This window comes from Hyphococcus sp. (genome assembly GCF_041986965.1).
Classification (GTDB): domain Bacteria; phylum Pseudomonadota; class Alphaproteobacteria; order Caulobacterales; family Parvularculaceae; genus Hyphococcus.
This window is the reverse complement of sequence record NZ_JBHIXB010000003.1, coordinates 156,204-182,877: the sequence shown is the minus strand read 5'-3', so window position 1 is coordinate 182,877 and position 26,674 is coordinate 156,204. Positions and strand designations below refer to the sequence as shown.

20 protein-coding genes and 1 pseudogene are annotated in these 26,674 nt (G+C 60.9%); 16 read left to right on the top strand and 5 right to left on the bottom strand.

From position 1 onward, the window contains the following. Nucleotides 1-8 precede the first annotated feature (8 nt). Nucleotides 9-338, bottom strand: a complete 330-nt coding sequence (locus tag ACFC5L_RS14520; protein ID WP_375203780.1) for a hypothetical protein — start codon at nt 336-338, stop codon at nt 9-11. A gap of 118 nt (nt 339-456) precedes the next feature. After that, on the bottom strand, nt 457-2,211 hold the full coding sequence (locus ACFC5L_RS14515) for a DUF885 domain-containing protein (RefSeq protein WP_375203654.1): 1,755 nt from the start codon (nt 2,209-2,211) through the stop codon (nt 457-459). 246 nt (nt 2,212-2,457) lie between these two features. Between ACFC5L_RS14515 and ACFC5L_RS14510 the strand changes: the two genes are divergently transcribed. The 15 genes and pseudogenes from ACFC5L_RS14510 (at nt 2,458) to ACFC5L_RS14440 (ending at nt 19,687) form a co-directional block, all read left to right on the top strand. Further along, nucleotides 2,458-3,396, top strand: a complete 939-nt coding sequence (locus tag ACFC5L_RS14510) for a DnaJ C-terminal domain-containing protein (protein ID WP_375203655.1) — start codon at nt 2,458-2,460, stop codon at nt 3,394-3,396. Nucleotides 3,397-3,471: 75 nt separating this feature from the next. Beyond that, entirely contained in the window at nt 3,472-4,890 is a 1,419-nt protein-coding gene (locus ACFC5L_RS14505) for a hypothetical protein (protein WP_375203656.1), read from the top strand. Between the two features lie 182 nt (nt 4,891-5,072). Further along, a complete protein-coding gene (locus tag ACFC5L_RS14500; protein WP_375203657.1) occupies nt 5,073-6,272 on the top strand; it encodes a bifunctional alpha/beta hydrolase/OsmC family protein in 1,200 nt (399 codons plus the stop codon). A gap of 115 nt (nt 6,273-6,387) precedes the next feature. Then, nucleotides 6,388-7,899: a Do family serine endopeptidase gene (locus tag ACFC5L_RS14495; protein ID WP_375203658.1), complete on the top strand. Its 1,512-nt coding sequence runs from the start codon at nt 6,388-6,390 to the stop codon at nt 7,897-7,899. An 86-nt stretch (nt 7,900-7,985) separates the two neighbouring features. Next, nucleotides 7,986-8,669 (top strand): response regulator transcription factor, encoded by a 684-nt coding sequence (locus ACFC5L_RS14490; RefSeq protein ID WP_375203659.1) that lies wholly within the window; start codon nt 7,986-7,988, stop codon nt 8,667-8,669. A 7-nt stretch (nt 8,670-8,676) separates the two neighbouring features. Then, the gene (locus tag ACFC5L_RS14485) at nt 8,677-10,101 is read left to right on the top strand and encodes a sensor histidine kinase (RefSeq protein ID WP_375203660.1); all 1,425 of its coding nucleotides are present in this window, start codon (nt 8,677-8,679) and stop codon (nt 10,099-10,101) included. Between the two features lie 50 nt (nt 10,102-10,151). Beyond that, on the top strand, nt 10,152-10,436 hold the full coding sequence (locus ACFC5L_RS14480; RefSeq protein WP_375203661.1) for an HU family DNA-binding protein: 285 nt from the start codon (nt 10,152-10,154) through the stop codon (nt 10,434-10,436). Nucleotides 10,437-10,526: 90 nt separating this feature from the next. Continuing rightward, nucleotides 10,527-13,394, top strand: a complete 2,868-nt coding sequence (locus tag ACFC5L_RS14475) for a bifunctional [glutamine synthetase] adenylyltransferase/[glutamine synthetase]-adenylyl-L-tyrosine phosphorylase (protein ID WP_375203662.1) — start codon at nt 10,527-10,529, stop codon at nt 13,392-13,394. A gap of 37 nt (nt 13,395-13,431) precedes the next feature. Further along, nucleotides 13,432-14,775: a hypothetical protein gene (locus ACFC5L_RS14470; RefSeq protein ID WP_375203663.1), complete on the top strand. Its 1,344-nt coding sequence runs from the start codon at nt 13,432-13,434 to the stop codon at nt 14,773-14,775. Continuing rightward, on the top strand, nt 14,768-16,366 hold the full coding sequence (locus ACFC5L_RS14465) for a phytoene desaturase family protein (protein WP_375203664.1): 1,599 nt from the start codon (nt 14,768-14,770) through the stop codon (nt 16,364-16,366). Before ACFC5L_RS14470 ends, ACFC5L_RS14465 begins: the two co-directional genes overlap by 8 nt. Then, nucleotides 16,363-17,535, top strand: a complete 1,173-nt coding sequence (locus ACFC5L_RS14460) for a glycine cleavage T C-terminal barrel domain-containing protein (RefSeq protein ID WP_375203665.1) — start codon at nt 16,363-16,365, stop codon at nt 17,533-17,535. The genes ACFC5L_RS14465 and ACFC5L_RS14460 overlap by 4 nt, the downstream gene beginning before the upstream one ends. Before the next feature lie 49 nt (nt 17,536-17,584). Then, nucleotides 17,585-18,028, top strand: a complete 444-nt coding sequence (locus tag ACFC5L_RS14455; RefSeq protein ID WP_375203666.1) for an EF-hand domain-containing protein — start codon at nt 17,585-17,587, stop codon at nt 18,026-18,028. A 45-nt stretch (nt 18,029-18,073) separates the two neighbouring features. Further along, nucleotides 18,074-18,694 (top strand): annotated as a pseudogene (locus ACFC5L_RS14450) (RNA polymerase sigma factor); the annotation flags it as partial. Further along, a complete protein-coding gene (locus ACFC5L_RS14445) occupies nt 18,675-19,142 on the top strand; it encodes a hypothetical protein (RefSeq protein ID WP_375203667.1) in 468 nt (155 codons plus the stop codon). The pseudogene ACFC5L_RS14450 and the gene ACFC5L_RS14445, both read left to right, overlap by 20 nt. Beyond that, a complete protein-coding gene (locus ACFC5L_RS14440) occupies nt 19,127-19,687 on the top strand; it encodes a periplasmic heavy metal sensor (protein ID WP_375203668.1) in 561 nt (186 codons plus the stop codon). Before ACFC5L_RS14445 ends, ACFC5L_RS14440 begins: the two co-directional genes overlap by 16 nt. A 9-nt stretch (nt 19,688-19,696) precedes the next feature. Here the strand turns inward: ACFC5L_RS14440 and ACFC5L_RS14435 are convergent, their stop codons facing one another. Then, the gene (locus ACFC5L_RS14435; protein WP_375203669.1) at nt 19,697-20,989 is read right to left on the bottom strand and encodes a gallate dioxygenase; all 1,293 of its coding nucleotides are present in this window, start codon (nt 20,987-20,989) and stop codon (nt 19,697-19,699) included. Between the two features lie 170 nt (nt 20,990-21,159). Here ACFC5L_RS14435 and ACFC5L_RS14430 point away from each other — a divergent pair, with 170 nt between their 5' ends. Beyond that, complete coding sequence (locus tag ACFC5L_RS14430; protein WP_375203670.1) at nt 21,160-22,617, top strand: amidohydrolase family protein; 1,458 nt, start codon at nt 21,160-21,162, stop codon at nt 22,615-22,617. Nucleotide 22,618: 1 nt separating this feature from the next. Here ACFC5L_RS14430 and ACFC5L_RS14425 read toward each other — a convergent pair whose 3' ends face one another. Both ACFC5L_RS14425 and ACFC5L_RS14420 read right to left on the bottom strand, forming a co-directional pair. After that, a complete protein-coding gene (locus ACFC5L_RS14425) occupies nt 22,619-24,286 on the bottom strand; it encodes a hypothetical protein (RefSeq protein ID WP_375203671.1) in 1,668 nt (555 codons plus the stop codon). 107 nt (nt 24,287-24,393) lie between these two features. Continuing rightward, entirely contained in the window at nt 24,394-26,637 is a 2,244-nt protein-coding gene (locus ACFC5L_RS14420) for a sensor histidine kinase (protein WP_375203672.1), read from the bottom strand. Nucleotides 26,638-26,674: the final 37 nt, after the last annotated feature.

Below are 26,674 nucleotides of genomic sequence, written 5' to 3'. Positions count from 1 at the left end.
GCGCCTTCTTACGTCAGCCAGAATCGATAGGCATAGAGAACCCCAAACATCGCAGCGATCCCGATGAGAACGGCGAATGCAAACTTCGCGCGTATCTGCCAGTTCGGGTCTTCTATGGCATCATTGTCAATTTCCTTTTGGGCCAGCAAACTCATAAGAACCGCGATGAAGGCGACACCGGCTATGGCGACGATAATGTGAACCACGGCATCCAGCAGGGGCGAAGGGCGTGAGGAATCGGTGGCGACTTCAAAAAGCACGTAGCCGAAAGAAGCAAGGGACAAGACGGTGAGCGCTCTACTTAAGACCCCGGGTTTGTCGTCATCCTGATCGTGCAAGGCTCGCCCCCAAATCCAAGTATAGTGGAAAAGAAAGGATCGCTTAAATAGTACTGCTAGTCAAACCAAGTCCGGTGTTATTGGCGACAGGATATGGGCGGGAGTTTGAAAGCTTCGGCTATTGCTGTTCCATTTCCGCAATCCACTCCTCCACATGTTCCCGCATAGCGCCAAGGGGAACGGCGCCGTTTTCGAGAATGCGGTCGTGGAATTCGCGGATGTCGAATTTGTCGCCGAGGCGGGCTTCCGCTTCTTCGCGCAGCGCGAAGATTTCGAGACCGCCGGTGTCATAGGCCGTCAATTGCCCCGGGATGACGGCGATGCGGTCGAGCAGGACTTCGGCGCTCGTCTCGTCAAAGCGTCCGCTTTCGATGGCGAAGTCTTTCACCTGGTTGGCGGTCCATCCATAGGCGTGCAATCCCGGGTCCATCACCATGCCGCGCGCCGGCCAGGCGCGGCGCGAGATTTCGCCGTAGCGCGTGTCGTAAATGCCGGCCTCTTCGGCGAGCGCTTCGGAATAGCGCGCCCAGCCCTCGACATAGGCTGTTGACCTCAACAGCTGCATGATGGGGTGCAGGCCTTCAACGGCGTAGGCGGTGGCGATCTGCAAATGGTGTCCGGGCCAGCCTTCATGGACGGCGACGATCTGCGCTTCGCCCCTGGTCTGCGTCGCCCACTCGTCGGTGTTGATGCGGTAGGTGGCGGGGCCTTCCGACGGCGGCGTGGTTTCATACCGCGAAGATTGCCCGGTGCCTTTGAGGTAATCGGCGTAAGGCTCGACGATCATCTCCTGTCCGGGCAGTTTCGAAAAGAACGGCGCCGACTTTTCTTTCGTCACCGGCACGAGCGCGCGGGTGTAATCGATAACGTCCTGCTCGCTTTCAAAGCGGTTGCCGGGCGCCGTTTTCGTGCGCTCGAGAATGTCGGCGAAGTCCTCGACGCCGAAGAGGTCGCGCCCGCGTTCAATCACGGCTTGCGTGTTTGCGGCGACGGCTTCCTGTCCGCGCTCAAAGGTTTTCTTCGCGCCGATAGACGCGCCGTGATAATCGCGCAAAAGCGCCTCGTAACATTCCGCGCCGTTGGGGTTCGCGGTGATGGCGAGCGCATCGCGCGCGGCGGGAATATAGACATCGTTCAAAAACGCGCGGTAATCGGCGATCGCCGGATTGATCTTGTCGGCGACGAGCGCCGTAGCGGCGGCCTTGAACTCATCGTCGCCTTTCGCGGCGAAGGCGATGAACGGAGATTCTTCCGGCGCGGCGGCGAGCAGCGAATCGAGCTGGGCGAGAACGCGGTTCGCGACGCGCTTCGGCACGGTGTAGCCTTCGGCGAGGCCGCGTTCGAGATTGGCTTTGTCCTGCGCGATATAGGCGGGCAGCTTTTCCCAGCGGGCGAGCGCGTCGTTACGCTCTTCTTCGGTTTCCATCGGCTGCATGGATGCAATCACCGGCAGACCGTTCTGCCAGCCAAACATGTGGTTGAGGCTCGTCCAGGACTGGCGACAGACGCGCACGCCGCTATTGGCAATCATGAACTCCTTCACCGACTGATAGACGACCCAGTCGGCGCGGTCGGTCAGATCGGCGGGGTCGATCTTTTCAAGCCGGGCGAGGAGCGCGTCTTCAGTTTCCTCAAACGCCGCATTGGCGTCGGGCGAAATATCGTCGAAGGCGTCATTGGCAATGTCGATATCGGCGCCAAGGCCGGAATACAAAAACGCGAAAGGCGAAACGTCCCTGATCGCCGCCATATAGCCGTCGGCGATAGCGTTGACCTCATCGGAGGGCGAAGGCGCAGCGGCGGTCTCCTTGCCGCCGTCACAACCGGAGAGAAACGCTGCGCCGGCGAGCGCCAGAGAAAGCTGTCTTTTCACGGAGGACCCCTTGCTGATCTATCAGCGTCCGGCATAGCGCAAACCGTCCGCGCTGAAAAAGGGGCGGCGGCGCCCCGCTGCGGCCTGCGCCGTTTTTCACGAAATGGGCGTCCGGCGGCCGCGGTGGCGACAAATCCCTTGCCAAAATTAACGCTAAACTCTTCATTTCGGGGGAAAATCACCTATCTCTATGCGCAGGGGCGGACTCCGCCCATAGAGCAAGGATTAACAAGGATTTAACCGGCAGTGGCGCGGAACCCTTACATAGTGCTCGGGCTCTCCCCGAAAGCGACGGATGCGGAAATCCGCTCCGCCTTCCGTCAGCTCGCCAAAAAATATCACCCCGACCGCAATCCTGACGACAAAAAGGCCGAAGACAAGTTCAAGGAAGTCTCCGCCGCCTTTGATATTCTCGGCGATTCGGAACGTCGCAAAAAATACGACCGCGGCGAAATCGACGATGACGGGCGCGAGCGGCCGAACCCGTTCCACCAATGGACCCAGCGCGAAGGCGCCGGCGCGGGGGGCGGTCCTCGCGGCTATTCACAAGGGCCCGGCGGCGGGCCGGGCGCAGGCGCATCGTTCGAGGATCTGTCCGACATCTTCTCCGATATTTTCGGCGCGCGTCAGGCGCGGGCCCACAGCGCCCAACAGGGACGCGGGCGCGATGTGCGCTATCGCCTTGAAGTCGATTTCCTCGACGCCGTGAACGGCGCGAAAAAACGCGTCACCATGCCTGACGGCAAGACGCTCGACCTGACGATCCCGGCGGGCTTTGAAGACGGCCAGACATTGCGTCTCAAAGGGCAAGGCGAAAAAGCGCCCGGCGGCGCCGGCGACGTTTATGTAGAAGTGCGCGTCAAGCCGCATCCGCTTTTTGAGCGCAAGGGCGACGACATTTATATTGAAACCCCGGTGACGCTGAAAGAAGCGGTGCTGGGCGGCAAGATCACTGCGCCGACCATCGCCGGCGATGTTTCCGTCAATGTGCCGAAAAATTCGAGTTCCGGCACAGTGCTGCGTCTGAAAGGCCGGGGCGCGCCGAAAAAATCCGGCGGCGCCGGTGATCAGTATGTGAAGCTCAAGATTGTCCTGCCGGAAGGCGGCGACAAAGAGCTTGAGGAATTCGTCAAGAAGTGGAAGGGCGCTGACCAGAAAGCCCGGCGGGACTTCGCTGGCGCATAAGCCTTTGAGGCGTTTGACCTCATTCCTTTTCAATCGTACGAGTAAGGACGATATCCGGCAGGGCAAGCGAGCTTCATGGGACTGTCACAACGAAAGCGTGAGCGCCTTAGCGCATTTCTGGGTGAGCTTCCCGTCGCCGCGGCGATTAAGCTTTTCGCCGCGCTCGAACTTGACCGCGATACAGGCGGCGAAGGGCTGCCGCATAACACGCTGCTCGACGACCTCCGGCGCAAACTGCGCGAGCGCGGCGCGGCCCCGGTGCGCCGCCAGACCGCCAAGCGTGCTTTTTTCACGCCATTTGAAGACTTTTTCGTCAGTGTAAGGAGCGGCAAGAAACGACGGGCGCAAATTGCGCGCACATCGCTCGATCCCATCTGGCGGGTGATGATGACCGATCAGGCGCTGACCGAGGCGGCGATGGCCGCGGCTGCGCTGGACGACGCCTATCAGGCCGGCGGCGATACGAAGTCGCTGGAGCGCTCTTTCTTTCTCGCGGCGGAGGCCGGCCTGGCGCGGCTTTTCGCCCGGCTAAAGGAAAACGAAGCGGCGCGGGCGAGCCTTGAGGAGGCTGTTGGCGGTGAGGCGGCGCTCGCCGATTTTGAAGAGATCCGTCAATTGATGGAAGCGGCGGAAGCGCTGCGCACCCTGCGCATTGTCGTGCCGTCTCATTCGCCGTCCTTAAGCGAAGAACAGATTTACGATCTCCGGCAGCTTTTTCTTTCCGTCTACGAACAGTCTCCGTCGATTGCGAGCTATCTTCTGCTGGCGTTAAAAGGCAGGCTGGAGGCGCCGTGGCGCGCCCTTGGTGTTTACTATCATCTTGCAAGAAGCGCTGACGAAAGGCTGACGCCGGCCCGCGAAACTGTGATGGCGCTGCCGGAGAGCCTGTTTGAGGATCTCGAAGGCATTGCGCGCATGCTTGAAAAGGCGGGCGGGGGCGCGCTTGAAGTACAGAGCGCCAGGGCCCGGCTCGGCTGGTTTATTGACTATGCGGAAGGTCTGGCGCGGCACGCGCAAAAAGCGGGAGATAATGTCGTTCTCAACCGCATTGAAGCCTGTCGTGATATCGCCGGTGAGGCCCATGCGCGCTTTGTGGAGCAGGCGCTTAGCGCCATGCGCGCCGCCTTGCCTGTGCGCGCGACACGCGGATCGAGCCGGCTGGCGGCCCCGCGGCCCGATTATTCGGTTCCGGTCCCGCCCGGCGTCATCGACGAAGCGAAGAGCGCGGTCGCGCTTCTTGTGGAAGCGCCCGCAGATGCGCGCCGTCTTGGGTCCGATCCGGGGTTGAGCGAGAAGGTGCTGGAAGACGCGTCCGTCCATGCCCGCACCTACGCCAATGATCTCGTGGCGGAAATCCGCGCAGCGGAAGGCGCCGACCGGGCCGCGGCGAAACATCTGCTCGAACAGTCGCTCTCGATCGTCGAACCCTTGCTGAAAAGTGATGAGGCGGGTCTCATCCGTGATCGCGCGGCCGCTGCAGCGGTGACGGTTTAGGATTACCTCTTATTGAGAGTTTGCATTTCCTCCCCCATTTATGGGGGAGGTGTCCGCGAAGCGGACGGAGGGGGCTATAAGATGTTTCCTGAATCACCCCCTCCGTCGTCCCGGATTGAAATCCGGTCCGACACCTCCCCCGCTTTGCGGGGGAGGAGAAAGAAAAGGCAGTAGAGAACAACATGACCGGCGAAACCACGAAAACAGAGTTCAAGGGCGCAGGCGGCGAGGCGCTCGCGGCGGCGCTCGACCTTCCCGCGAAGCCGCGGGCCTATGCGTTGTTTGCGCATTGTTTTTCTTGCTCCAAAGATATCAAGGCGGCCCGCGAAATTGCACGCGCATTGCGCGCCGAAGGCTTTGCCGTGATGCGGTTCGACTTCACCGGGCTTGGCGCATCCGAAGGCGAATTCGCCAACACCAATTTCTCCTCCAATGTGGACGACCTTGTGGCGGCGGCGGATTTCCTGCGCGAGACCTATGAAGCGCCGTCGATTCTGATCGGTCATTCCCTTGGCGGCGCGGCGGCGATTGTCGCGGCGACACGCATTCCCGAAGTGAAGGGCGTCGCCACCATCGGCGCCCCGGCGGAGGCCGATCATGTGGCGATGCAGATCGCTGAGCACCGTGATGAAATTGAACAAAAAGGCATGGCCACGGTGCAGCTCGCCGGCCGGCCCTTCACAATCAAGAAACAGTTTCTCGACGATCTTGAAAAACAGGACGTGCTCGCCTGCGCGGAGAAACTGAAAAAACCGCTTCTCATCATGCATGCGCCTTTTGACCAGACTGTCGGGGTCGACAACGCCACAAAGATTTTCGTGGCGGCGAAACATCCGAAAAGTTTCGTCAGTCTCGACAGCGCCGATCACCTGTTGTCGGATCCTGCGGATGCGCGTTACGCCGCCTCTGTGCTGGCTGCCTGGGCCGGACGCTATATCGGCGCCGCGCCCCATGATCTTGCGCGTTCCTCTGCGCCTCAATTCACCGGCGGCGCGCTCGCGCGGACGGTGGAGGGCGAGCCGCTCGCCGTCGAGCTCTCCATTGACGGCCACCCCATGATAATTGACGCCAGCGCCGCCGATGGCGGCCACGATCTCGGTCCCAATCCGACGCGCACGGTTGAGGGCGCGCTCGCCGCCTGCGGGGTTATGACCATCAAGATGTATGCCCGGCGCAAGAAATGGGATGTCAAATCTGTCGAGATCCGGATCCGCCGGGGCGAGAGCGGCGATTCTCATGCGCCGAAGGTTCTCGAAAAGGAGCTCCGGCTTGAGGGCGATCTCGACGAAGCCCAGCGGACCCGGCTCCTGGAAATCGCGGATAAGTGCCCGGTTCACCGGATGCTGACCGACGGGGTGACCGTAAACTCCCGAATCGCTTGATATTTTTAACAATTTTTAATGTCCCGTGGGCGCTTTCACCGCGCCCCCGCCATCATTAATTACATTATGGTCAAATGAAGCGGGGTGCGCTTCCGTTGAAAAGGCAAAAAGGATCATGACGTTGACGACACAGTATTTCCGAAAGTCAAAACTCCGCCGCGCTGGCGTTCTCGCAGCCGGCGTTGCCGCAACAGCCCTGACAGCCGCCAGTCTCGGCTTTTCAACTGCAGACGCGCAGGCGCCGCGTTTGATGGCGCCGCCGCTCGCAGCCGATGGAACGCTCTCTTTCGCCGATCTTGTGGAGCGGGTGAGCCCTTCCGTGGTGAGCGTTCTCGTGGAGCGTGAAGTGGATATGCGCCGCAATGTGCCCGGCGGCCTCGAAGAGTTTTTCAATTTCCGTTTCGGCACGCCTGACGATAATGGCGCGCCGGAGGATTTTGATGGCGGCGTGCGCCGCATGGAAGCGCAAGGGTCGGGTTTTTTCATTGATAATGACGGGCATATCGTCACCAACAACCATGTGGTTGAAGACGCCGACAAGGTTCAGGTGCGTCTCGCCAATGGCGATGAGGTGGATGCCGAAGTCGTCGGCGCCGATCCCCTCACTGATCTCGCTGTTCTTAAAATCAAACCGCAGCCGAACCAGGCTTACGTGGAATTTGCGGACGACGTGAATCTGCGCGTTGGCGACTGGGTCGTCGCGGTGGGCAATCCCTTCGGTCTTGGCGGCACAGTCACGAGCGGCATTGTCTCCGCGATTGGCGGGCAGAACCGCGAGAACCAGTATCTCGATTTCATTCAGATCGACGCGCCGATCAATCGCGGGAATTCCGGCGGGCCGACCTTTGACCTCAAGGGCCGCGTCGTCGGCGTCAATACGGCGATCTTTTCGCCTAATGGCGGCAGCGTCGGCATCGGCTTCGCGATCCCGGCGCGTGTCGCCAAGGAAACCGTGGCGCAGCTGATCGCCAATGGATCGGTTACGCGCGGCTGGCTCGGCATCCAGCTTCAGGAAGTGACGACGGAGATCGCCGCCGCCATCGGCCTCGACAAAAAAGGCGGCGTGCTTGTCGCCGATGTCATTGACGGTACGCCCGCGCAAAAAGCCGGTTTGGAAGACGGCGATGTCATTCTTGGAATCGCCGACGCCGATGTGGCGAGCGCGAATGAGCTTTCGCGCCGCGTGGCCTCCTATGCGCCGGGTGAGAAAGTCGATCTCAAAATCCAGCGCAACGGCAAGATTCGCAATATCAAGGTGACGCTTGGCCAGCGCGACGCTGACAGCGAAGTCGCCGCCAATGACGTTCCGTCCAATGACAATGACAGTCTAGCGGCGGATGTCGGTGTGCGCATCGCCGAGCTGAATGACGTGCTGCGCCAGCAGTTCCGCGTGCCGGACGATGTGGACGGTGTGGTCGTCACGGCCGTCCGTCCTGGCAGCCCCGCGGAAGAGGCGGGGCTTCAGCCCGGCGTCGTCATCCTTCAGCTCGACGGACAGGCGGTGTCTTCCGGCGACGATCTGCGCTCGAAGATTTCGAACGCCAAGAAAGCCGGCAAGGACGCGGTGCTCTTGCGTATGCAGCTCGGGACCAACCGTCAGTTCGGCGCGCTCTCGCTCGACGACTAGTGGCGGGCCAATGAAGTTCCGGCGGCGCTCCGCGGTTCGGCGGCGCCGCCGTTTTGTATCAAGTGAAATCAGGCTAAGGTGGCCACATGCGAATTCTACTGGTTGAAGACGATGCGGAGGCGGCGGCCTATGTCGCCAAGGGGCTGCGCGAAGCGGGGCATGTGGTCGACCACGCCCTTGACGGCGAGAGCGGTCTCAATATGGCGACCTCTGGCGGTTACGACGCCTATGTGATCGATCGGATGCTGCCGAAAATGGACGGGCTTTCGCTTCTGTCCAACCGGCGCGGCGAGGGCGACGAAACTCCGGCGCTGTTTCTGTCCGCGCTGGGTGAGGTCGATGACCGCGTCTCCGGCCTCAAGGCCGGCGGCGACGACTATCTGGTGAAGCCTTATGCGTTTTCAGAGCTGCTTGCGCGCATAGAGGCGCTCGGTCGGCGGAGGACCTCAGGCCCTTCGGAAGTGACGACGCGCTTCAAGGTCGGCGACCTTGAACTCGACGTCCTGACCCGCACGGTGCGTCGGGCCGAGCGCAAGATCGACCTTCAGCCGCGCGAGTTCCGCCTGCTGGAATATCTGATGCGTCATGCAGGCCAGGTCGTGACGCGCACGATGCTGCTTGAAAATGTCTGGGAGTATCATTTCGATCCGCAGACCAATGTTATCGACGTTCATATCTCGCGTTTGCGCGCGAAGATCGATAAGGACTTCGACAAACCGCTCCTGAAGACGATCCGCGGCGCGGGATACAGATTGTCGGATACAGACTAGGACTTTCATGCTCCGCATTCTTCGCACGACATCGTTTCGCTTTACGCTGATCTATGTCGTGCTTTTTGCGGGCGCGGTGGCGCTGCTTGGCGCCTATCTTTACAGCGCCACCTTCGGCGAGGCGGCCAAACAAACCGATAATGTGATCGACAGCGAGATCAGTGTTCTCGCCGATCTTTTTTCAACCAGCGGATCGGGCATGCTCACCCGCGTCATTCGCCAGCGTACGGCCTGGTCCGACGACGCGATCTACATGCTTATCGGCGCGCCTTCTGGCGCCGTGCTGGCGGGCAACCTCACGGCGCTGCCGCCCGAAGCACTCACCGCCGAGGGCGACTTTTTCAATTTCAAATTTGAAAAGCCGCTCGTCGACGCAGCGGGCCGGGAGGTTGGCATCCAGCAGCGCGAAGCGCGCGGCAAGATGATGCGTTTTCGCGCCTCGGCCGACGCGGAGCAATCCTATCTTGTGGTGGTTGCGCGCGATGTCGCCAGCCGCGAGTTCCTGCGTGAGCGCTCGCAAAGCGTCGTCACCCGCGCGGCGATGGTGACCGTTGCGCTCGGCGTCGTCATTGGCCTTGTCTTTTCGCGTTCGCTTTTGAGGCGCGTCGAAGTTGTCAACAAAACCGCGCGGGCGATCCGCGGGGGCGATCTCGCCCAGCGTGTGCCGACCACGGGTTCAGGAGACGAGCTTGACGATCTCGGATCGAACCTCAATTCCATGCTCGACCAGATCGAACGGCTTATGGCCGGTATGCGCGAAGTTTCAGACAATATCGCCCATGATCTGCGCTCTCCTTTGACGCGCATTCGCAACCGCTTGAACGATGCTCTTGAGGGCGACGATTCGGCGAAAGACGAAGCCTTGCGCGCGACTATCGACGATTCGGAAAAAGTGCTGGCGACCTTCAATGCGCTCCTTTCCATTGCGCGCATTCAATCAGGCGAGGGCGCCGGCGCCATGATGCCGATCGACATTGTCGCCATTGCCGAAGAGATGGCGGAGCTTTATGAGCCGGCGGCGCAAGACGCCGGTTTTGAATTTATCTTTATCACCGCGCCAACGCCGCCGGTGAAAGGCTCACGCGAGCTTGTCAGTCAGGCGATCGCGAATTTCCTCGACAATGCGCTGAAATATGCAGAAGGCGGCACGCGCATCGAGCTAAAAGTGGGGCCCGCCAGAAATGGCGGCGCGATCCTTTCCGTCGCTGACGATGGATCCGGTGTGGCGCCCGAAAATCGCGACCGTATCTTTGAGCGTTTCGTGCGTCTTGAACAAAGCCGGTCGACGCCGGGATCGGGTCTCGGTCTTTCGCTTGTTTCCGCCATCGCCCGCGCCCATGGAGCAACGCTTGAGTTGCAGGACGGCTTGAAACATAAAGATAATGAAGGCTGCGGCTTGCGCATTGTCATGACGTTTGCGCCGGCGGATTAGCGCCAGGATTTTCACGTCCAAGCAAAAATTTCACCCCTGAAAGGAGCCCCATGAGCAAGACCGAATTCATCGCCAATGTTGCGGAGGCTGGAGGTCTCTCCAACGCCGAAGCCAAGCGCGTTGTGGAGCTTGTCTTCGGCGAGATCGAAGAGGGCCTCAAGCGAGCCCGCAAAGACGGAAAATACACCATTGGCACTTTCGGCACTTTCACGATCTCCAAGCGTCCCGCGCGAAAAGGGCGGAACCCTCGCACCGGAGAAGAAATCGACATCAAGGCGTCGAAAAGTCTGCGCTTCCGACCATCCTCGGCGCTGAAGGATGCGGCCGGCTGTTAGGTCGAAATTGATACAAATCAATTCCAGTCCATTCACGGCGCGGCGGTTCTTTTTGCTGGATTTATCCCCGCCGCCAATGGCATTTTGCGTATGATGAAAACCTTAACGGACATGATCGTCACTGCGCCCGAAGCTTTTGACGGCGACGCGGCGGCGCATTTCGTTGAAGAGTTTGAGGGGGGATTTCAGGATCTTCCCGAAGCGGCTCAGTCCCTTCTGAAGGGGGTGGCGGGCTGTTCGCCATATCTGCGTCGCCTGGCCTTAAAACGTAAGGATGATTTGCCGGCGCTGTTCGCGGCGTCCCCGGACGACGTCATGCATCGCATCAATGCCGGCGCCGCCGCGGTCGCCGAACATGAAGCCCCCGACGAACAGATCCGGACGCTGCGCCTGTTGAAGCAGGAAGCGGCGTTGTTGATTGCGTTTAGCGATATTGGCGGCGCATGGGGGGTGATGCGGGCGACGAAAGCCTTGTCGGAATTTGCCGACGCTGCGCTCCAGGGCGCGCTCGCCGCCGCCATCGCCTGCTCGCCTTTGGATAGCGCGCAAGGCCTTGTTATTCTCGCCATGGGCAAGCACGGGGCGTTTGAGCTTAATTATTCGAGCGACATTGATCTGGTTATTCTGTTCGATCCCGCGCGCATGGGGTTCGATGACCGCCACATGGCGCAAAAGCACGCCGTTGCGGTCACGCGCGATGTTATCAATCTCATCCAGACGCAAACCGCTGACGGCTATGTCTTTCGCACCGACCTGCGTCTCCGTCCCGATCCGGGCGTCACCGCGCTCGCCGTGACGGTCAGCGCGGCGGAAGCCTATTATGAAGCCTTCGGGCAGAACTGGGAGCGCATGGCCTTCATCAAGGCGCGGCCTGTGGCTGGTGATCTCTCCATTGGCGATCAGTTTTTGAAAACCCTGCGGCCTTTCATGTGGCGCAAATATCTCGATTACGCCGCCATCGAAGACGTCCATGCCGTCAAGCGCCAGATGCATTCGGCGAAAGGCGGCGGCGAGATCGCTTTTGAAGGCCACGACATCAAGCTGGGGCGTGGCGGCATTCGCGAGATCGAATTCTATGCGCAGACACAGCAGTTAATTCTAGGCGGAAAGAATGAAAAGCTGCGCCAGCGTGCAACGCTTGATGCGTTGTCAGCGCTGTCGGATGCGGGCGCCATTGATGCTGACGACAGGGATGTCTTAAGCGAGGCGTATCTTTATCTCCGCCATGTGGAGCACCGGCTTCAGATGGTGAACGATGAACAGACCCACCGAATTCCGATGGCCTCGAAAGATGTCGCGCGGGTTGCGGTTTTTTCCGGCGCCGGGAATGCTGACGCGTTTCGCGAGAAAATACTGGCGACGCTGGCGGCGGTTGGCGAGCGATATGACGGCTTGTTTGAAACTGCGGATGTGCCCGAATCGCGGCTGGGCCCGCTCGTTTTCACCGGCGTTGAACATCACCCGGCGACCATGCAAACCCTTGAGAGGCTCGGCTTCAAACGCGCGCAGGAAGTGAGCGCGGCGATTATGCGCTGGCACAAGGGTGGGCTTCGCGCAACACGCACCGAACGCTCGCGCGTGTTGTTGACGAAACTCATTCCGCCATTGCTGGAGGCGTTGGCGAAGGCAAGCGACGCCGATGACGCCTTTTTCGCCTTTGAGGATTTTCTGACGCGGCTTCCCGCCGGCGTTCAGGTCTTTTCCCTCCTGCTTAACAATCTTGAGATTTTTGATGTGCTGATCCGCATCATGACAATCTCGCCTTATCTCGGCCGGGAGTTCTCAAAACATCTGAATTTGGTGGAGCGGCTGCTCGACAATCGCTGGTCCGAGCCGCCCCCTGACAGGGACAGTTATGAGACCGCGTGCCGCACGGTTGTTGCGGCGGCGCCCGACTACGAAGGCGCCTTGAACGCGGTGCGGCGCTGGGCCGGCGAGCAGCAATTCCAGATTACGGCGCAGCTTGGCGTCGGCATGCTGGCGGCGGATGTGGCGTCTCGACACTTTACGGCCATTGCTGACGCGTCTATCCGCGCGCTCACCGATGCGGCGATTGCGGAGATGCAATCCCAGCATGGGGCAATTGAAGGTGAGTTCGTGGTCGTTGGCCTTGGCCGTTTGGGCGCGGCGGAAATGACCGCAACGTCCGATATCGATTTGATGTTCGTTTATGATGCGCCTGTGGACGCTCATTCCGATGGCGCCCGTTCGCTCGGCGCTGTCGACTACTTCACGCGTCTTGTGCGCCGCGCGGTGACGGCGCTTTCCGCCGCGACAGAGGAGGGCGCACTCTACGAAGTCGATATGCAGCTGCGTCCGTCAGGCAAGGCCGGACCGGCGGCGGTAAGTTTTGCTGCGTTTCGCCGGTACTACGCCGAAGAAGCCTGGACATGGGAGGCGATGGCCCTTGTCAAAGCACGGGTGATTGGTCCCGATGGCCCGCTTGCTAAAACCGTAGAAGACGAGATCGCCGCCATTCTCGCCCAGCCGCGCGACCGCGAAAAGATTGGAGCCGACGCCGCCGATATGCGTGTGCGCCTCGATGAGGCGAAGCGGCCAGCCGGCGTCTGGGACGTTAAGAATATTGTCGGCGGTCTGACTGATATCGCCTTCATCTGTCAGGTGCTGGCGCTCAGCCGTTCGGGTGAGGGACGGCCCCCACGCGGGGTCGCGGACGCCCTTCGGTGGTTTGCGAAGGCGGGCGAATTGGCGCAGGAAGACGCGGAAACCTTAATGGCGGCGCATAAGGTGTTTGAGGCGGTTTTGCAGGCGAGCCGGGCCGCTGTAGGCGGCGTCTTTGCGCCCGAAAAGGCGGGAGAGGCCCTCTGCGCGCGCATGGCGTCCGTATGCGGAGAAGAATCGATTGTAAACGCGGAACGAAAATTGCTGGATTTGGCTGCGCAGTCGTCCGGTCTGTTTACCATGATTGTCGGCGAACGGCGCGCCCGCCAAACGTAAACGGGCGGGAAGGAACGGGGAAGAAGGTCCGCGCAGAATGAACGGACAGTTTGATTTTCTGGTGATCGGCGATGACGAGCCGAGCCTCGCCGCAGCTGCTGCGGCGGCGAAGGCGCATGCCCGCGTCGCGCTGCTGACGTCTGCGGACAGAAAAAAGCGCGCCGCCGCCGCATCGCCGGCGATCGCCAATTTCGTCTGGCGCCGTCTCGATCTTCAGGACTACGATCTGACCCTTGAGCCGGTTAGCGCGCGTGTGACGCTGCTCAAGGAAGGCGCGCCTGTGGCCACCTATGCGAATGCGCGCGAAACCGCCGAGGAACTGGCGGAAAAAGGCTCGCCCGATCATCTTTTATGGCGCGACTTTGTTGAGGATATGACCTTGCTCGCCGGCGCGCCGCCATATGCGCCTGCAGGATACGAAAAGCCCGGAGCGCCGGATATAAAGGCGTTTGCCGCTTTGCTGGCGGACCCGGCGCGCCTTGAACAGGCGGCGCGGTTGTTTGGATCGTGCGGGGATATTCTCGACGATTATTTTTCCGATGAGCGTCTGCGCAGCCATCTTGGCGCTCATGCGCTCGGCGCTGGCGGGCGCGGCGACCGGGAAGCGGGTTCGGCGCAGGCCCTTGCAGAATTTCTCGACGCCGACTCCTGGCGGGTGCGCGCACCCAAGGGCGGCGTCGCATTGCGCGCTGTCCTTGAACAGGTTTGTCAGGATATGGGCGTTGAAACGACCCACAAGAAACCTGTGGACGTCATCGCCAATGGCAAATTTTCGCAAATCTCTTTTGATGGCGATGACAAGATCAAAGTGAAGCATCTTTTTTTCGCGACGCCGGCGGCCGCGCGTCAATGGGGCGTCAGCGACGGACGCAGCGCCCAAGGGTCAGGCATGTTGAGTGAAGGCGCCCATGCGGATTTCACCGTGCGGTTCAAACTCAATGATACGATCGAGGCGCCCTTGAATAATCCTGGCGCCATCTTTCAGGTGATTGACGATGGCGGCGACATTCAGGCTGCGCGCAATGCGGCGCTTCAAGGCCGGCTTTGCGATGAGATACCCGTGGAGTTTGAATTCGCCGGCAATGGCGAGGTGATTGCGCGCTCGGCCTATCTTCCCGCCGCTTTTTTCGAAGACGGCGAATGGCGCGCCTGGACCGGGCAGGACCGCCAAGCGGCGGCGTCAATCATCAAGGACCGGTTGTCGAGCCGTATGCCGGGCTTCGCCTCGCTCATCCGGCGCACTGAAACCGAATTGTCGGCGCCGCCTTCGGGCGCATCGCCTTTCGCCAATTGCGGGCGGGTCATCATTCAGCCCCACCGTCACAACGCGATCAGCGCGGCGGTGAAGCTCATTGATCAGGTGATGGCCGGCGATGACTAATCCTCTTGACCAGAACGGTGAGAATAAAGGCGGCAACCGCATTGAAGGCGGCATCGACGCCGTTGTTATCGGCGCCGGCGCTGATGGTCTTGCGGCGAGCGCCTATCTCGGCAAGGCCGGGCTGCGCACTGTGCTGGTGGGCGCGGGGCCTGAGCTGGGCGGGCGCATCGCCGCGCGCGAAATCGCCCCGGGCGTCACCGGCATTGACGGCGAACATCTGATCACGGTGCTCGATCCCGATGTCATTTCCGAACTCGACCTTTATCGCTACGGCGTTGAATTCGCGGCCCGTCGTCTCGACACGACCTATTTTTTTGAAAATGGCGGCGTGTTGCGCTTTGACGGAGACCTGACGCAGGCGGCGCTTCTCAATCTCGACGATGACAGCGACCGTGAGGCGCTGGAGGCGTTCATGGGCGACGTTCTTGAAACCGCCGCCTTTTTGCGACCGGCGTTTCATGGTGGGGGGTATAAGGGCCCCGGCGGCGACAAGCAGCGCGCCCTTGAAAAAGCAGTGGGCCAGGCGCCGCCGGAAATGGCTGCGCGCATTCAGCGCTATCTCTATGCGACGGCCGAAGATATTTTGCGCGCGCGTTTTGAAGACAGCCAGTTAAGAACATTGCTGCTTGCGGAAACCTCGTTCCGGTCCGCCGCCGCCCCCCATGAACCGTTCAGCTTTATGTCGCTGTTGCGCCGCTACGCCGGAGAGGCCGCGGGCCTTCAAGGCGCGGCCGCCTATGCCAAAGGCGGCGCCGTCTCAATCATCGATGCGCTGCGCCGGGCGGCGCAAGGGGCGAAAGTCGATATGCGCGCCGCTGCGCCGGTGAAATCAATCCTGATTGAAGGCGACCGCGTCGCCGGCGTTGTGATGGATGATGGCGGACAGTTGCGTGCGCCGATTGTCCTGGCGGCGATTGACGCCCGAAAAGTTTTTCAGGACATGATCGGACCCGGCGTCATTGATATCGGGTTGCAGCGCATCCTGACGGCACGGCGTCCCGAGATTGCGTCGGCGCGGATGCAGATCATTCTGAAAGGCGTGGCCCAGGATGAAGCGACGCGCAAAAACATGATGCGACGGCTCGTTTACGCGCCGTCGCCTGAAGCGCTGTCGAAAGCGTTTATGGATGCGCGCGCAGGCCGGGTTCCCGAACGCGTCATCGTCGAAGCGGTCTTCCCAACCGCCCTCGATGAAGGCGCCGCGCTCGACAAACGCCAGGTCATGTCGGTGATGGCGCATCCTTTGCCGTTTGACGAAGCGCCCGATGCAGACCGGCGCGAGGCGATCCGCTCCGCCATTCTCGATTCCATCGAAATGTTCGCCGCTGGATTTTCCGGGCGCATCGAGGTTGAGGATCTGCGCCTGACAAATGATGACGCCGCCGCTGCCGATGCGCATATGGCCGCCTACGCCGCAAAGCCGGATGTCTTGCAGCAATGGGCGCTCGCCGCTGCTGTCACCGGCGGGCCGCGCATCAGCGGCTTTTATTTCTGCGGTCCGGAAGCGCAGATCGGCGCCGGGCTTTCCTGCGCCGCCGGCCGCGCCGCCGCCAAGGCGGCTTTGCGCGCCTATAAAAAGGGGGCGGCATGATTTTTCCTGCGGAAGATTTCTTCACCGATGCGCCGCGTCCGACGCCGCTTTTTGCTGCGGTGGCCGCTGAGAGTGAGGCGAATCTCTGGACCACCATCAATGGCTGGACGGCGGCGCGCGTTTATTCTTCCGTGTCGAGTGAATATGAAACGGCGAAATCCGGCGCCGCGCTCGCCGATCTCGGTCCCCTTGCGCGCTACGCCGTGCGCGGCGCTGAGGCCGGGGAATTTTTGGGCCGGTTGACGACAGCGCCGGCGGTGAATCTGAATGTCGGGGAAAGCGCGCGCGGCCTGATGCTCAACGATGCGGGCTTTGTTATCGATCTTGCCGAGGTCTCGCGCCTATCGGAAGACTTGTTTCTTCTCACATTGCCGGCCCCGCATGCGCGCCATATCGCGCTCGCCTCGCGCGGTATGACGGTGGAGGCGAATGATATTTCCGCCGATGTCGCCGCGCTTGGTGTGTTCGGACCGCAAACGGCTGGCGTCCTTTCTGCGGCGGGCCTGAAATCGGTGAACGAAACCACAGCGGCCTCAGGCGTCTTACGCGGCGTTGAAACCGCGGCGCGGCCGATCCAGTTCGGCACCATGCCGGGCGTCGAGCTGATCTTTCCGAAGGAAGAAGCCCTGACCATCTGGGAGCGGATCATCCGCCGCGGTGCGGGCGCGCCCATTGGCCTTGATGCGTTCGAAATTTTGCGGCTTGAAGCCGGCGCCCCGCGGCCCGGGCTCGATTTCACGCCGGCGGGCCGGGCGGGGGCGAGCCCGCGAACGCCGGAAGAGCTTGGTCTCGCCCATCTCGCTCCCCTGGACCGGGGCTGGTTCAATGGCCGCCGGGCTCTGCGAGAGATGGCCGGCAAGCCGCGCCGGCGCCTCAGGGCCTTTGCTATCGACGCCGAAGAAGCGTCCCCCGGCGCGGCGGTTTTCTGTGACGGCAAGCCCCAGGGCCGGATCACGAGCTGCGCCTGGTCGCCAGCCCGAAAAAGAGTTATCGCGCTGGCTGATATGGATGCGGCAAGTGCTGGAAATGCTTATGAAATTTCAGCTCCAGATACGGCGTCCGCGCGGCTTTCGGCGGCCCGTCTGGAGACAGTCGAAAGCGCCCTCGCCAAGGCGTTCGCCGACGAACAGGGCTATACGCAGGGGCTCGCGACGGATTTCCGGCGCTGAGGCGTTAAAGGGGTGCTGGAAGGCGAAACCTGGAAAGGGAACCCCTACTATGAAGAAGATCATGATTGGCTCCATCGCAGCAGCTGGCGCGGCGCTCATCGCGGCAAGCGCGTTTGCGGGCGAAGGCAAGGGCCCAGGCGGGGAAGGCCGCTGGAGCGGCCACTGGGACCGCATGGATGTTAATGGCGACGGCGTTTTGACGGCGGATGAAATGTCCGAAAAACACGCGCAGTTCATCGAAGACGCTGACGCCGATGGCGACGGCGCCGTCACCAAGGACGAGATGAAAGCGTTTCATGAGGCCAAGCGAGCCGAATGGCGCGAAAAGCGCAATCCCGATAAAAATGGCGACGGCGTTGTCGACAAAACGGAATATCTCAACGCGGCGCAGGAGCGCTTCGATAAGATGGACAAAGACGGCAATGGCGTCCTCAGTGAAGACGAACAACGTCAACGCCGCGGTCATCACGGCCGTCGCGGCAAAAAAGACTAGTCGTCTTAAACTTTTCGGCGCTGCGCTCGCTGGGGTGCGCGGCGCCGGACAAACCAGACCGGCGCTTTGTTGAAGCAGGAAACGGATAGCGATGAAGCGCTGGTGCGGCGCGCAGGTCTCGGCGACAGAGCCGCGGCTGCGCAGCTAGTGGAAAGGCATACGCGCATGATCTACGCCGCCAGTTATCGCATGCTGGGCTCTAAGGCCGCCGCCGAAGATGCGGTGCAGGAGACATTTTTGCGGCTGTGGCGCAATGCTGCGAAGTGGAAACCGCAAGGCGCGAAATTCGAAACCTGGCTTTACCGCGTCGCCATGAATTACTGCCTCGATCAGTTGCGCAAAACCAAGCGCGAGGCGCCGGAGGATGCGGCTCCTGAACGCGCCGACAACGCTGAGCGGCAGGACCAGGCGATTTTCGCCGCCGAACGCCGCTTTGCGATCGACGAAGCGCTTGAAAGATTGCCCGAGCGGCAAAAGCTGGCGATTACGCTCTGCCATTATCAGGAACTGAGCAATATCGAAGCGGCCGAAATTATGAATGTCAGCGTTGATGCGCTGGAATCGCTTTTGGCGCGGGGACGGCGCGCCTTGCGAACAAGCCTTGCGCCCATGCGGGAGCATTTGATGGGGAAGATGGATGATGAACATGACACCCATATCAACTGAACGGCTCGATGCGCTGCATTTTTGCGCCGATGCTTTCGGCGGAGATCCGGCGCGCTGGCCGGCGGAGCGTCGTGCAGAGTTCGCCGACCTTCTCGAGACGAATGAAGCCGCGGCGATCCTGGCGGAGGCGCGTGCGCTGGACGGATTTTTGAATGCGGCGACTGCGCCGCGCATGAGCGATGATCTGGTGAACCGCGTTGTGGCGGACTATGCGGCCCCGAAAGCGCCTGCCGGTCTGTTTGACTTTCTGCGCGGCCTTGCGCCGGTTATGCGGCTTGCGCCCGCCGGCGCGCTGGCAGGCGTCGGCGCTCTCGGCATGGCGTCCGGCGTGATGAGCGCGTCTGCTCAGGATGCGCTGACGCCGGAATATGAAGCGCTCGCTTACATGGACGATCTCACTCTTGGCGAGATCAGCGACGACGGAGGTCTTTCATGGGACGCGGAGTAATCATCGGGCTCGCCGCGCTTTTGTTCGTGTCGCTCGCCGTCAATATTTTTGCGCTCGGTCATGTGTCCGGCCGCATGATTGCAGGCCAACCGCCGCAGCATCACGACGTCAAGCATGGTCCGCGCGGCGGATTTGAGGATCCGTTTAAAATCATGCGCTATGCGGAAGAATTGTCGCCAGAGTTGCGCGAGCGTTTTCGCGGCGCGTTCCGGGAACAGCTTCCTGTCATGCGCCAAAGCCATCGGGAAATGGGCGGCCTTCGCCGCGAACTTGGCGAGTTGATGAGCGCCGAAGATTGGGACGAAGCTGCGATCCTGGCGAAACTTGATGAGATCGACGCCGTCCAAGAGAGCCAGCGCGACGCGTTCAACAAAGCGTTTATGAGCGCTTTTGAAAGCCTGCCGGCGGACGAACGCAAACGTCTTATCGATACGGCGAATGAACGCCGGGCGGAGCGGCGCAAGCGCTGGAAAGAACGTCGCGACGACCGTCGAGGACCGCCGCCAGGCGACGAAAATGCGCCTCCGCCTCCGCCGGAAGACTAGACCGGCAACCTACTTCGCCGGTTCTTTATCCCAGTCGGTCTTGCCTTTATCTGTGCCCGCCACGGAGTACATGATCTGTGCATTGCGGGTTTTCTGGAAATCTTCCAGCGTTTCGCCGCGCATGGCCGCGTAGATGTGAAGGTTAGAGGTACCGACAACGGCGCCGAGCTTTTCAAGCATAAAGAAAATGACGCCGTAATGGATGAGGCCGCGCCAGTTGCGGTCGCGCACGAGGCTCTTTTCCTCTTCAGTAAGGCCCGCTTCCTCGAAGCTCTTTTCCGGGTCTTCAAGGAACAGCTTGCGGTGCGACGGTTCCACAAGGCTGTGGAGATAGTTGTTGAGCCGGAAAGCCTTGACGCCGCGACCGATGGTGAAGGGGTAGGTGCCGTCCAGCTTTTCAACGCCGGCGACCTGATGATTGATGCGCTTTAGATACGCTTCATCAGACTCTTCCGGTTTTTCGTCCGAACGTTCCTCGATGACCATATTGGCGATCGCGCACATGGATGGCAGGTAGTAGGCCTTGTGGGTCGTTTCGACTTTCTTGGACAGCGCGCCGCGCATGATCATCCACATGACGACCTCCGCGCCTTCAAGCCCGCCAAGTTCGGCGAGCTCCGCATGAGTCATGTCGAGAAGGCCTTCCGGGTCTTTTTCGAGACGCTCCATGAACTCCATGTCCCAGGGCGTATTGTTGAAGCCGCAGCGCTCGCCATGGACCTGGTGCGAAAGACCGCCGGTGCCTGCGATCGCCACGGTAATGTCTTCAGGATAATGCTCAATCGCGCGGCGGATCGCCCGGCCGATCTTGTAGCAGCGGCGCATGGTCGGCGCCGGAAACTGCAACACGCCGATCTGGAACGGAATGAGTTTTAGCGGCCATTCCTTTTCATGCGGCAGCAACAGCGACAGCGGCGAGAAACAGCCGTGATCGAGGCCCTTATTCTGGAATGTCGAAATATCGAACTCGTCCGCGACGAGACCTTTGGCGATATGTTCAGCGAGCGCCGGATCGCCCTTGATCGGCGGCAGGTCACGGGGGCCGCCACCTTCATCCGCGGATAGAAACTGATCGCCGACGCCGAGCGCGAAATGGGAATAATGGTCGATGAAAAACGACGTCATGTGGTCGTTGTAGATGTAGAACAGGACATCAGGTTTCGTATCGGCGAGCCAGTCCTGAACCGGCTCATAGCCCTTGAAAATCGGCGCCCAAACCGGATCGTTTTGTTTCCCGGCGTCTTGTGCGAACGAGATGGTGGGCGTGTGCGAAGTGGCGATGCCGCCGACGACCTTGGCCATGATGTTTCTCCCTGTTTTCCCGTCGTGCTTAGCGCATGGACGGTTGCTTCGGAAATGCGGCGCAGTTGCTGTTAGTTATGGCGCCACCTTCACAAGGCAGGTAATCGTACCTACATGGAATTTCCGCGAAAAAGCGGGGCTGGGGCAGTCCCCACAGGGAAGGAAAAACAATGAATGTGCGGCGGGGCCTGACGGCGCTTGGCGTTTTGCTTGTTATTGCGGCGATTTGGCTCGGCGTTTCTGCGACCGGTTATCCACGTGCGCTGGCGCCCATGCAGGATGCGCCGCGCGCCATCCAGATCGACAATGTGCGCGTCGTTTCCATGGCGCCCGGCGCCGCGCAGGCCGTGGACGCGCAATCCGTATTGGTTGTTGACGGCGTGATCGCAGCGGCCGGGGACACCGGCACGATCATAGTGCCTGATGATCTGAAGGCGGAAGAAGTCATCCACATCGACGGCGGCGGCAAAACGCTTATGCCGGGGCTTGTCGATGCGCATGTCCATGTCTGGGACGAGGCGGAGCTTGCCGGCTATCTCGTCCATGGCGTGACGGGCGTCCGCAATATGTCGGGCATGCCGTTTCACCTGCCGCTTCAACAGCGTATCGAAGACGGGCGCATTCTCGGTCCGGATTTTATTACGACAGGGCCGATCCTGAACAGTCCCGGCCATAACCAGCAGGACAATCATCAAATTGTCGCCACAGCGCAAGAAGCGCGGGCGGCGGTGGCGAAACAAGATGAAGCGGGCTATCGCGCGCTGAAAGTTTATTCCAACCTCTATAGCGACGCCTATGACGCCGTGATGGAAGAGGCGGCGGCGCGCGGTATGAGCGTTTCAGGTCATACGCCTGAAGGCGTGCGTGAAGACGGCGTGCCTTATGACAAACCGTTTGACATTCCATTCGAGGCGTCGCTGGGCCGTGGCTTTACAACCATCGAGCATGTGGAATCGATTGTCTGGCACGGGCTGCGCGATGAGCTTGACGACATCGCAATGCGCGATCTTGCAGAAAAGATCGCAATGTCGGGTGAGGCGGTGACGCCAACGCTGATCGCTCATGACAATCTGGTGCGCGTGGCGAACTCACGGGGGGAATATCTGAACCGCCCCGGAACGGATACCATCAACCCACTATACAAGATGCTGGATCAGGGAATCTATGATTTCTGGAGTGCGATGGATCCGACGCCGCGTGAGACGCCGCGCGCGGCGTTTTATCTGAAAGCGACGAAGGTGTTACACGACGCCGGCGTTACGCTGGTCGCCGGCACGGACGCCGGTATTTTTACGAACATCCCGGGCTCGGCCATGACGCGCGAGTTGGAGTTGTTGGTGAAGGCCGGGCTGACCCCTTATGAAGCGCTGCAAACCGCAACCGTGAATGCCGGTGAGGTTCTGGGGTTCGAAAAGACAGGCGTGATTGCGCCCGGCTATCGCGCCAATATGATTCTCGTAGAGGGCGACCCTCTGGAAGATGTCAGCTTCGTTGAAAACCCATCGGCGGTGATGATCGGCGGCAAATGGCTCGATGCGGACAAGCTGGCAGACTTGCGCAAGGGTGCGGCGCAAACATCGATACCGCGTACGGCGCGGCGGGCCATCGCCATGTTGCGTGACCTCTGAGTTATTCTGCGGCGCGTTTCTTTTCGGGTTCCGGCACGTTGGCCTCGGGGATGTCGGCTGATGCCGCAGCTTTCGCTTTAGCTTCCAGCTGCGCTGCTTTTTTTAACGCGGAGGCCAGGATCGCCTGCGTTTGAGAGTCTGGTTTGGGCGCAGGGCGTTTGGCGGCGGCCTTTTTGGGGACAGGCGCCTTCACTGGTTCTTTCTTTGCGGATTCGGATTGTTGCGGTGCGGGTTTCGCCGGCGCTGGAAGCTGTTGCACCGGTTTCGCTGGCGCTGGTTTTTGCGCTGCTGGAGCTTTTCGTGGCGCCGCAACCGGAGCCGGCGCCGGTTTGATTTGCGCGGGCGCGGCTCTGGGCGAGGGACCGGCGGGTTTTTCAGGCGCGGCCGCCGCCGGGCGGCGCTTGGCTGCGGTTTCCGCTGTCGGCGCGGGCAGGTGTAGCTGGTTCGCCGTTGCGCCTTTGCTCTCAAGAGAGCGCATCATCCGTCCGCGCTCAGCATCGCTCTTTTGTTTCTTGGCGAGTGTGATGCTGCGTTTGGCGTAGAGGGTGAAATCTTCGAAATGCGCCTTGTTGAGATAGGCGCGCTTGGGCAGCGCAATGACCTGTTTCGGCGCCACGACCAGATAGCCGAAGCGTTTTGATTCCATATAGCCGCTGAAGGCGCCCCATTTGATCACATCGGCCGCGCCGTTGCGCGCGTGAAAGACGCCGTCATTTGAAAGGCTGACTGTTGTCAGGTCAGTCTGCGCATAAGGCCAGGCGGCGTTTTTACGGAAAGGATGGGCGGGTCCGCGGAAATAGCTGCTGTTCATCACGAAGACGGCGCCGGCGGCGAGTGCGGCGGCAATGGCGATTCCCGCCTGAATGAGGCTGTAAGTCTGAAAGGCGATAAACCCGCACGCGACAGCGAGCGCCGCGAAGGTCAGGAACAGGAACGGCGCCCAGGGTTTCCACCCGCAAAGCTGACGGAGGAAATAAAGCTTGCCGTCGCGTTTCTTGAAATATTGCGCGTAGTAATCGTCGAGATCGCCGCGCGCCGCCTCATAGGTGACGCTTAGAGGCTTGGCGAGGTGCGCTTCTTCGTAAGGGCAAGGCTTGTTGAGCAGGGGCCCGTGCTTGACCATCATCAGGTCATAGAAATTGTCATTCGGAACGACGTTTTTCGGGATGAAATCGAAGCCGCCATCCTTGCGGTGAAAAACGATGGTGGATTTGCGCTTTTCGATCCCGGTGATGTTCTGCCAGCTGATTTTCTTCACCGCCAGCGGGCCCGTAATGGTCAGCTTTTCAGCGGAAAAAATGAAATCGAACCGCCCGCTCATGAGCGTGTTGTTCAGCGCTTCTTCCTTGTGGGCGGCGGCGCGCTTGCGCCGGGCCTTGAAAATGGCGACAGCCGTCAGGATGGCGGCGATGGCGAAGGATGCGCTGGCGGAGAACAGATAAAACGGCGCGGGATGGGCGTTAAAGGCCTGAAGGCCGCCATTCAGCGACGCTTCCGGCATGAGGTTCAAAATCTCTGTAACAGCGCGCCAGAGCCCAAACCCGGCGGCGCAGAAAAGCCCCCCCAGAAGACTGAGCGAAACGATCAGCCCCACTGTGGTGCGGTCGAATTTCTTCCGCGTATCCGTGAGGGCGTTCAGAATATCCTGGCTGTCGATATCAACGCGCATGGGCGCCGCCTTTATGATGGGCGCGCAATTTTCGCGTGCTGAAAGTAACGCGGCGTAAAGCCGGACATTAAAATTTCAGGACAATCTATTTCAACTTGTGTGGAGTTTTACTCCGCCGCCTGTGTGGCGACGACCGGCACGGGCGCCTGCGTTTCGCGGCCGGTCAGAACATGGGCTTCCTTGCGGATGAATTGCGGCAGGCGGACTTTCGCTTCCTTGCGCCGCGGGAAGGTGGCGCAGGCGACCGTGCCTTTGCCCGGCTGCGAGGCGAGGGCGAGGATGCCGCCCTGCATGTCCATCAGCGATTTCGAGAGCGCAAGGCCGATGCCGGAGCCCGAGCCTGAACGCGAGAAATGGCTTTCGGTCAGCTCGAACGGCGCCCCGAGTTTTGTGAGTTTGGCGCGGTCGATGCCGGAGCCGGAGTCGGCGACAATCACTGTCACGCCGTCGAGATCGGCCTCGGCGGTGAGCGTGACTTCACCGCCCTTGGGCGTGAATTTCAAAGCGTTGGACAGGAGGTTCAACACCACCTGTTTCACTGCGCGCGCATCAGCCCAGACGGCGGGGGCGTGCGCGACGGAGGCGGTGAGTTTGACGCCCGCGTCCTGCGCCCGTTTTGCGACAAGGCGCGTCGACTCGTTGAGAATTTTTTCCAGTTCGATGCGCTTGGGCTCCAGCGTCAGGCGCCCGGCCTCGATCTTGGACATGTCGAGAATGTCGTCGATGAGTTCGAGCAGGTGACGCCCGCTGGAAAGAATGTCCGAGACATATTCCTTATATTTCTGATCGCCGAGCGGCCCATAGAGCTCCGACTGCATCAGCTCGGAGAAACCATTGATGGCGTTCAGGGGCGTGCGAAGCTCATGGCTCATATTGGCGAGGAACTCGCTTTTGGAGCGGCTCGCTTCTTCGGCGCGATATTTCTCATACTCATATTTGCGCAAGGCTTCGGAAAGCTCCTTGCGGGAGGCTTCCAGATCCTCAACCGTCTCGCGCAGCTCGCGCTCTTTCTTTTTCTGCGCCCACGCGCGGCGTTTGAGATCGGTGACATTGGTGGCGACGCAGACATATCCGCCTTCAGCCGTTTTCCGGCGCGAGACATGAGCCCAGCGCGACCCGGGAAGGGCGACTTCGATATTTTCCTGCTGTTTGTCTCCGGCGGGCCCGAAATGCGTGGAGAGAATATCGCCCGCGACGCCGGCGCAGGTCACGACTTCTTCGAGCGTCAGCCCCGGCTTCAGCACTTTTGCGGGAATGCGGAAGATCGCCGCGAAGCGCTTGTTCCAGATGGCGAGCCGTCCTTGCGCGTCCCAGAGAACGAAGGCCTCAGGGATGCTTTCGATCGCATCTTTAAGGCGTGTCTCGGCGATGGCTGCGCCCGGCGCCAGCGTCGCAGCGCCTGCAAGATCGAACGCAACGCCGGCGCGATGGAAACGGGTCGCTTCCGGTGAGGTGCGGAAATAGGAGCGGGCCCAGCCGCCGCCGGGTTCGCGCACGCGCACAACGCCTTCTGAAACGCCGGAAGGTTCGCCTGAGAGAACGGCGAGCGCCGTTCTCAAATCCTGTGGATGCACCAGCGCTGAAATCTCGCGCATGGTGAATTTTCGGTCGCGGGCTGAAAGACCAAGCGGCTGAAGAAACGCCTTGGTCAAATGCACCATGCGGTCCTTGTGGTCATAAAACCAGGGCGAACAGCGCCCGCCGGTCAGCGCCGCATTGAATTCCGTCAGAGTCGACAGGGCGTGGGCCGCCGACGCCGCCGCGCGCGACTGGCGAATGAAGGCCGCCATCAGGGAGGCGATCGCGAGCGTGATGGCGCCGAAAATAACGGCGAACAAAATCCAGACGCGCGAGCGGTCGAACATATCCCGCGCCGGCGCCGCGACCAGAAAGGCGTCGCCATTATCGAGACGGCGCCAGGCGACGGCGACATCGCCGCCGGGAAGATCGAGACGCGCATCCTTGGCGTTATCGATATCGAGGGCGCGCAAGGTTCCGGCCGGAATGTCGATAACGTCCGTGGCGCCGGCGGCTGTCAGAATGTCGCCTGATGGCGAGAGATGAAACAGCGCCGTGAGGCCGCCAGGCCGGACGCTTGTCATGGTCTCGCGCACGGGCGCGCCGGTCATGATGGAAATGTTGAGTGCTGATGCGCCGTCGCTTGCCGCCTGCGCCAGACGCAGCTGGGTTTCGATTTCGCGCAATTGCGCTTTTTCATTGAGCTCGAAAATGAAAAGTGCGGCGAGGGCGATCAGAAATGCGCCGGTCAGCGCCGCCAGACGGCGCGGGCTCAGCGCGTCGATGCGCGCGGCAAGCCGGTCTCCGTCCAGATGCTGCTGTTCATCCGCCATCTTGTTTCCGCCGCCGGATTTTCGGGTCCCGGCCAAT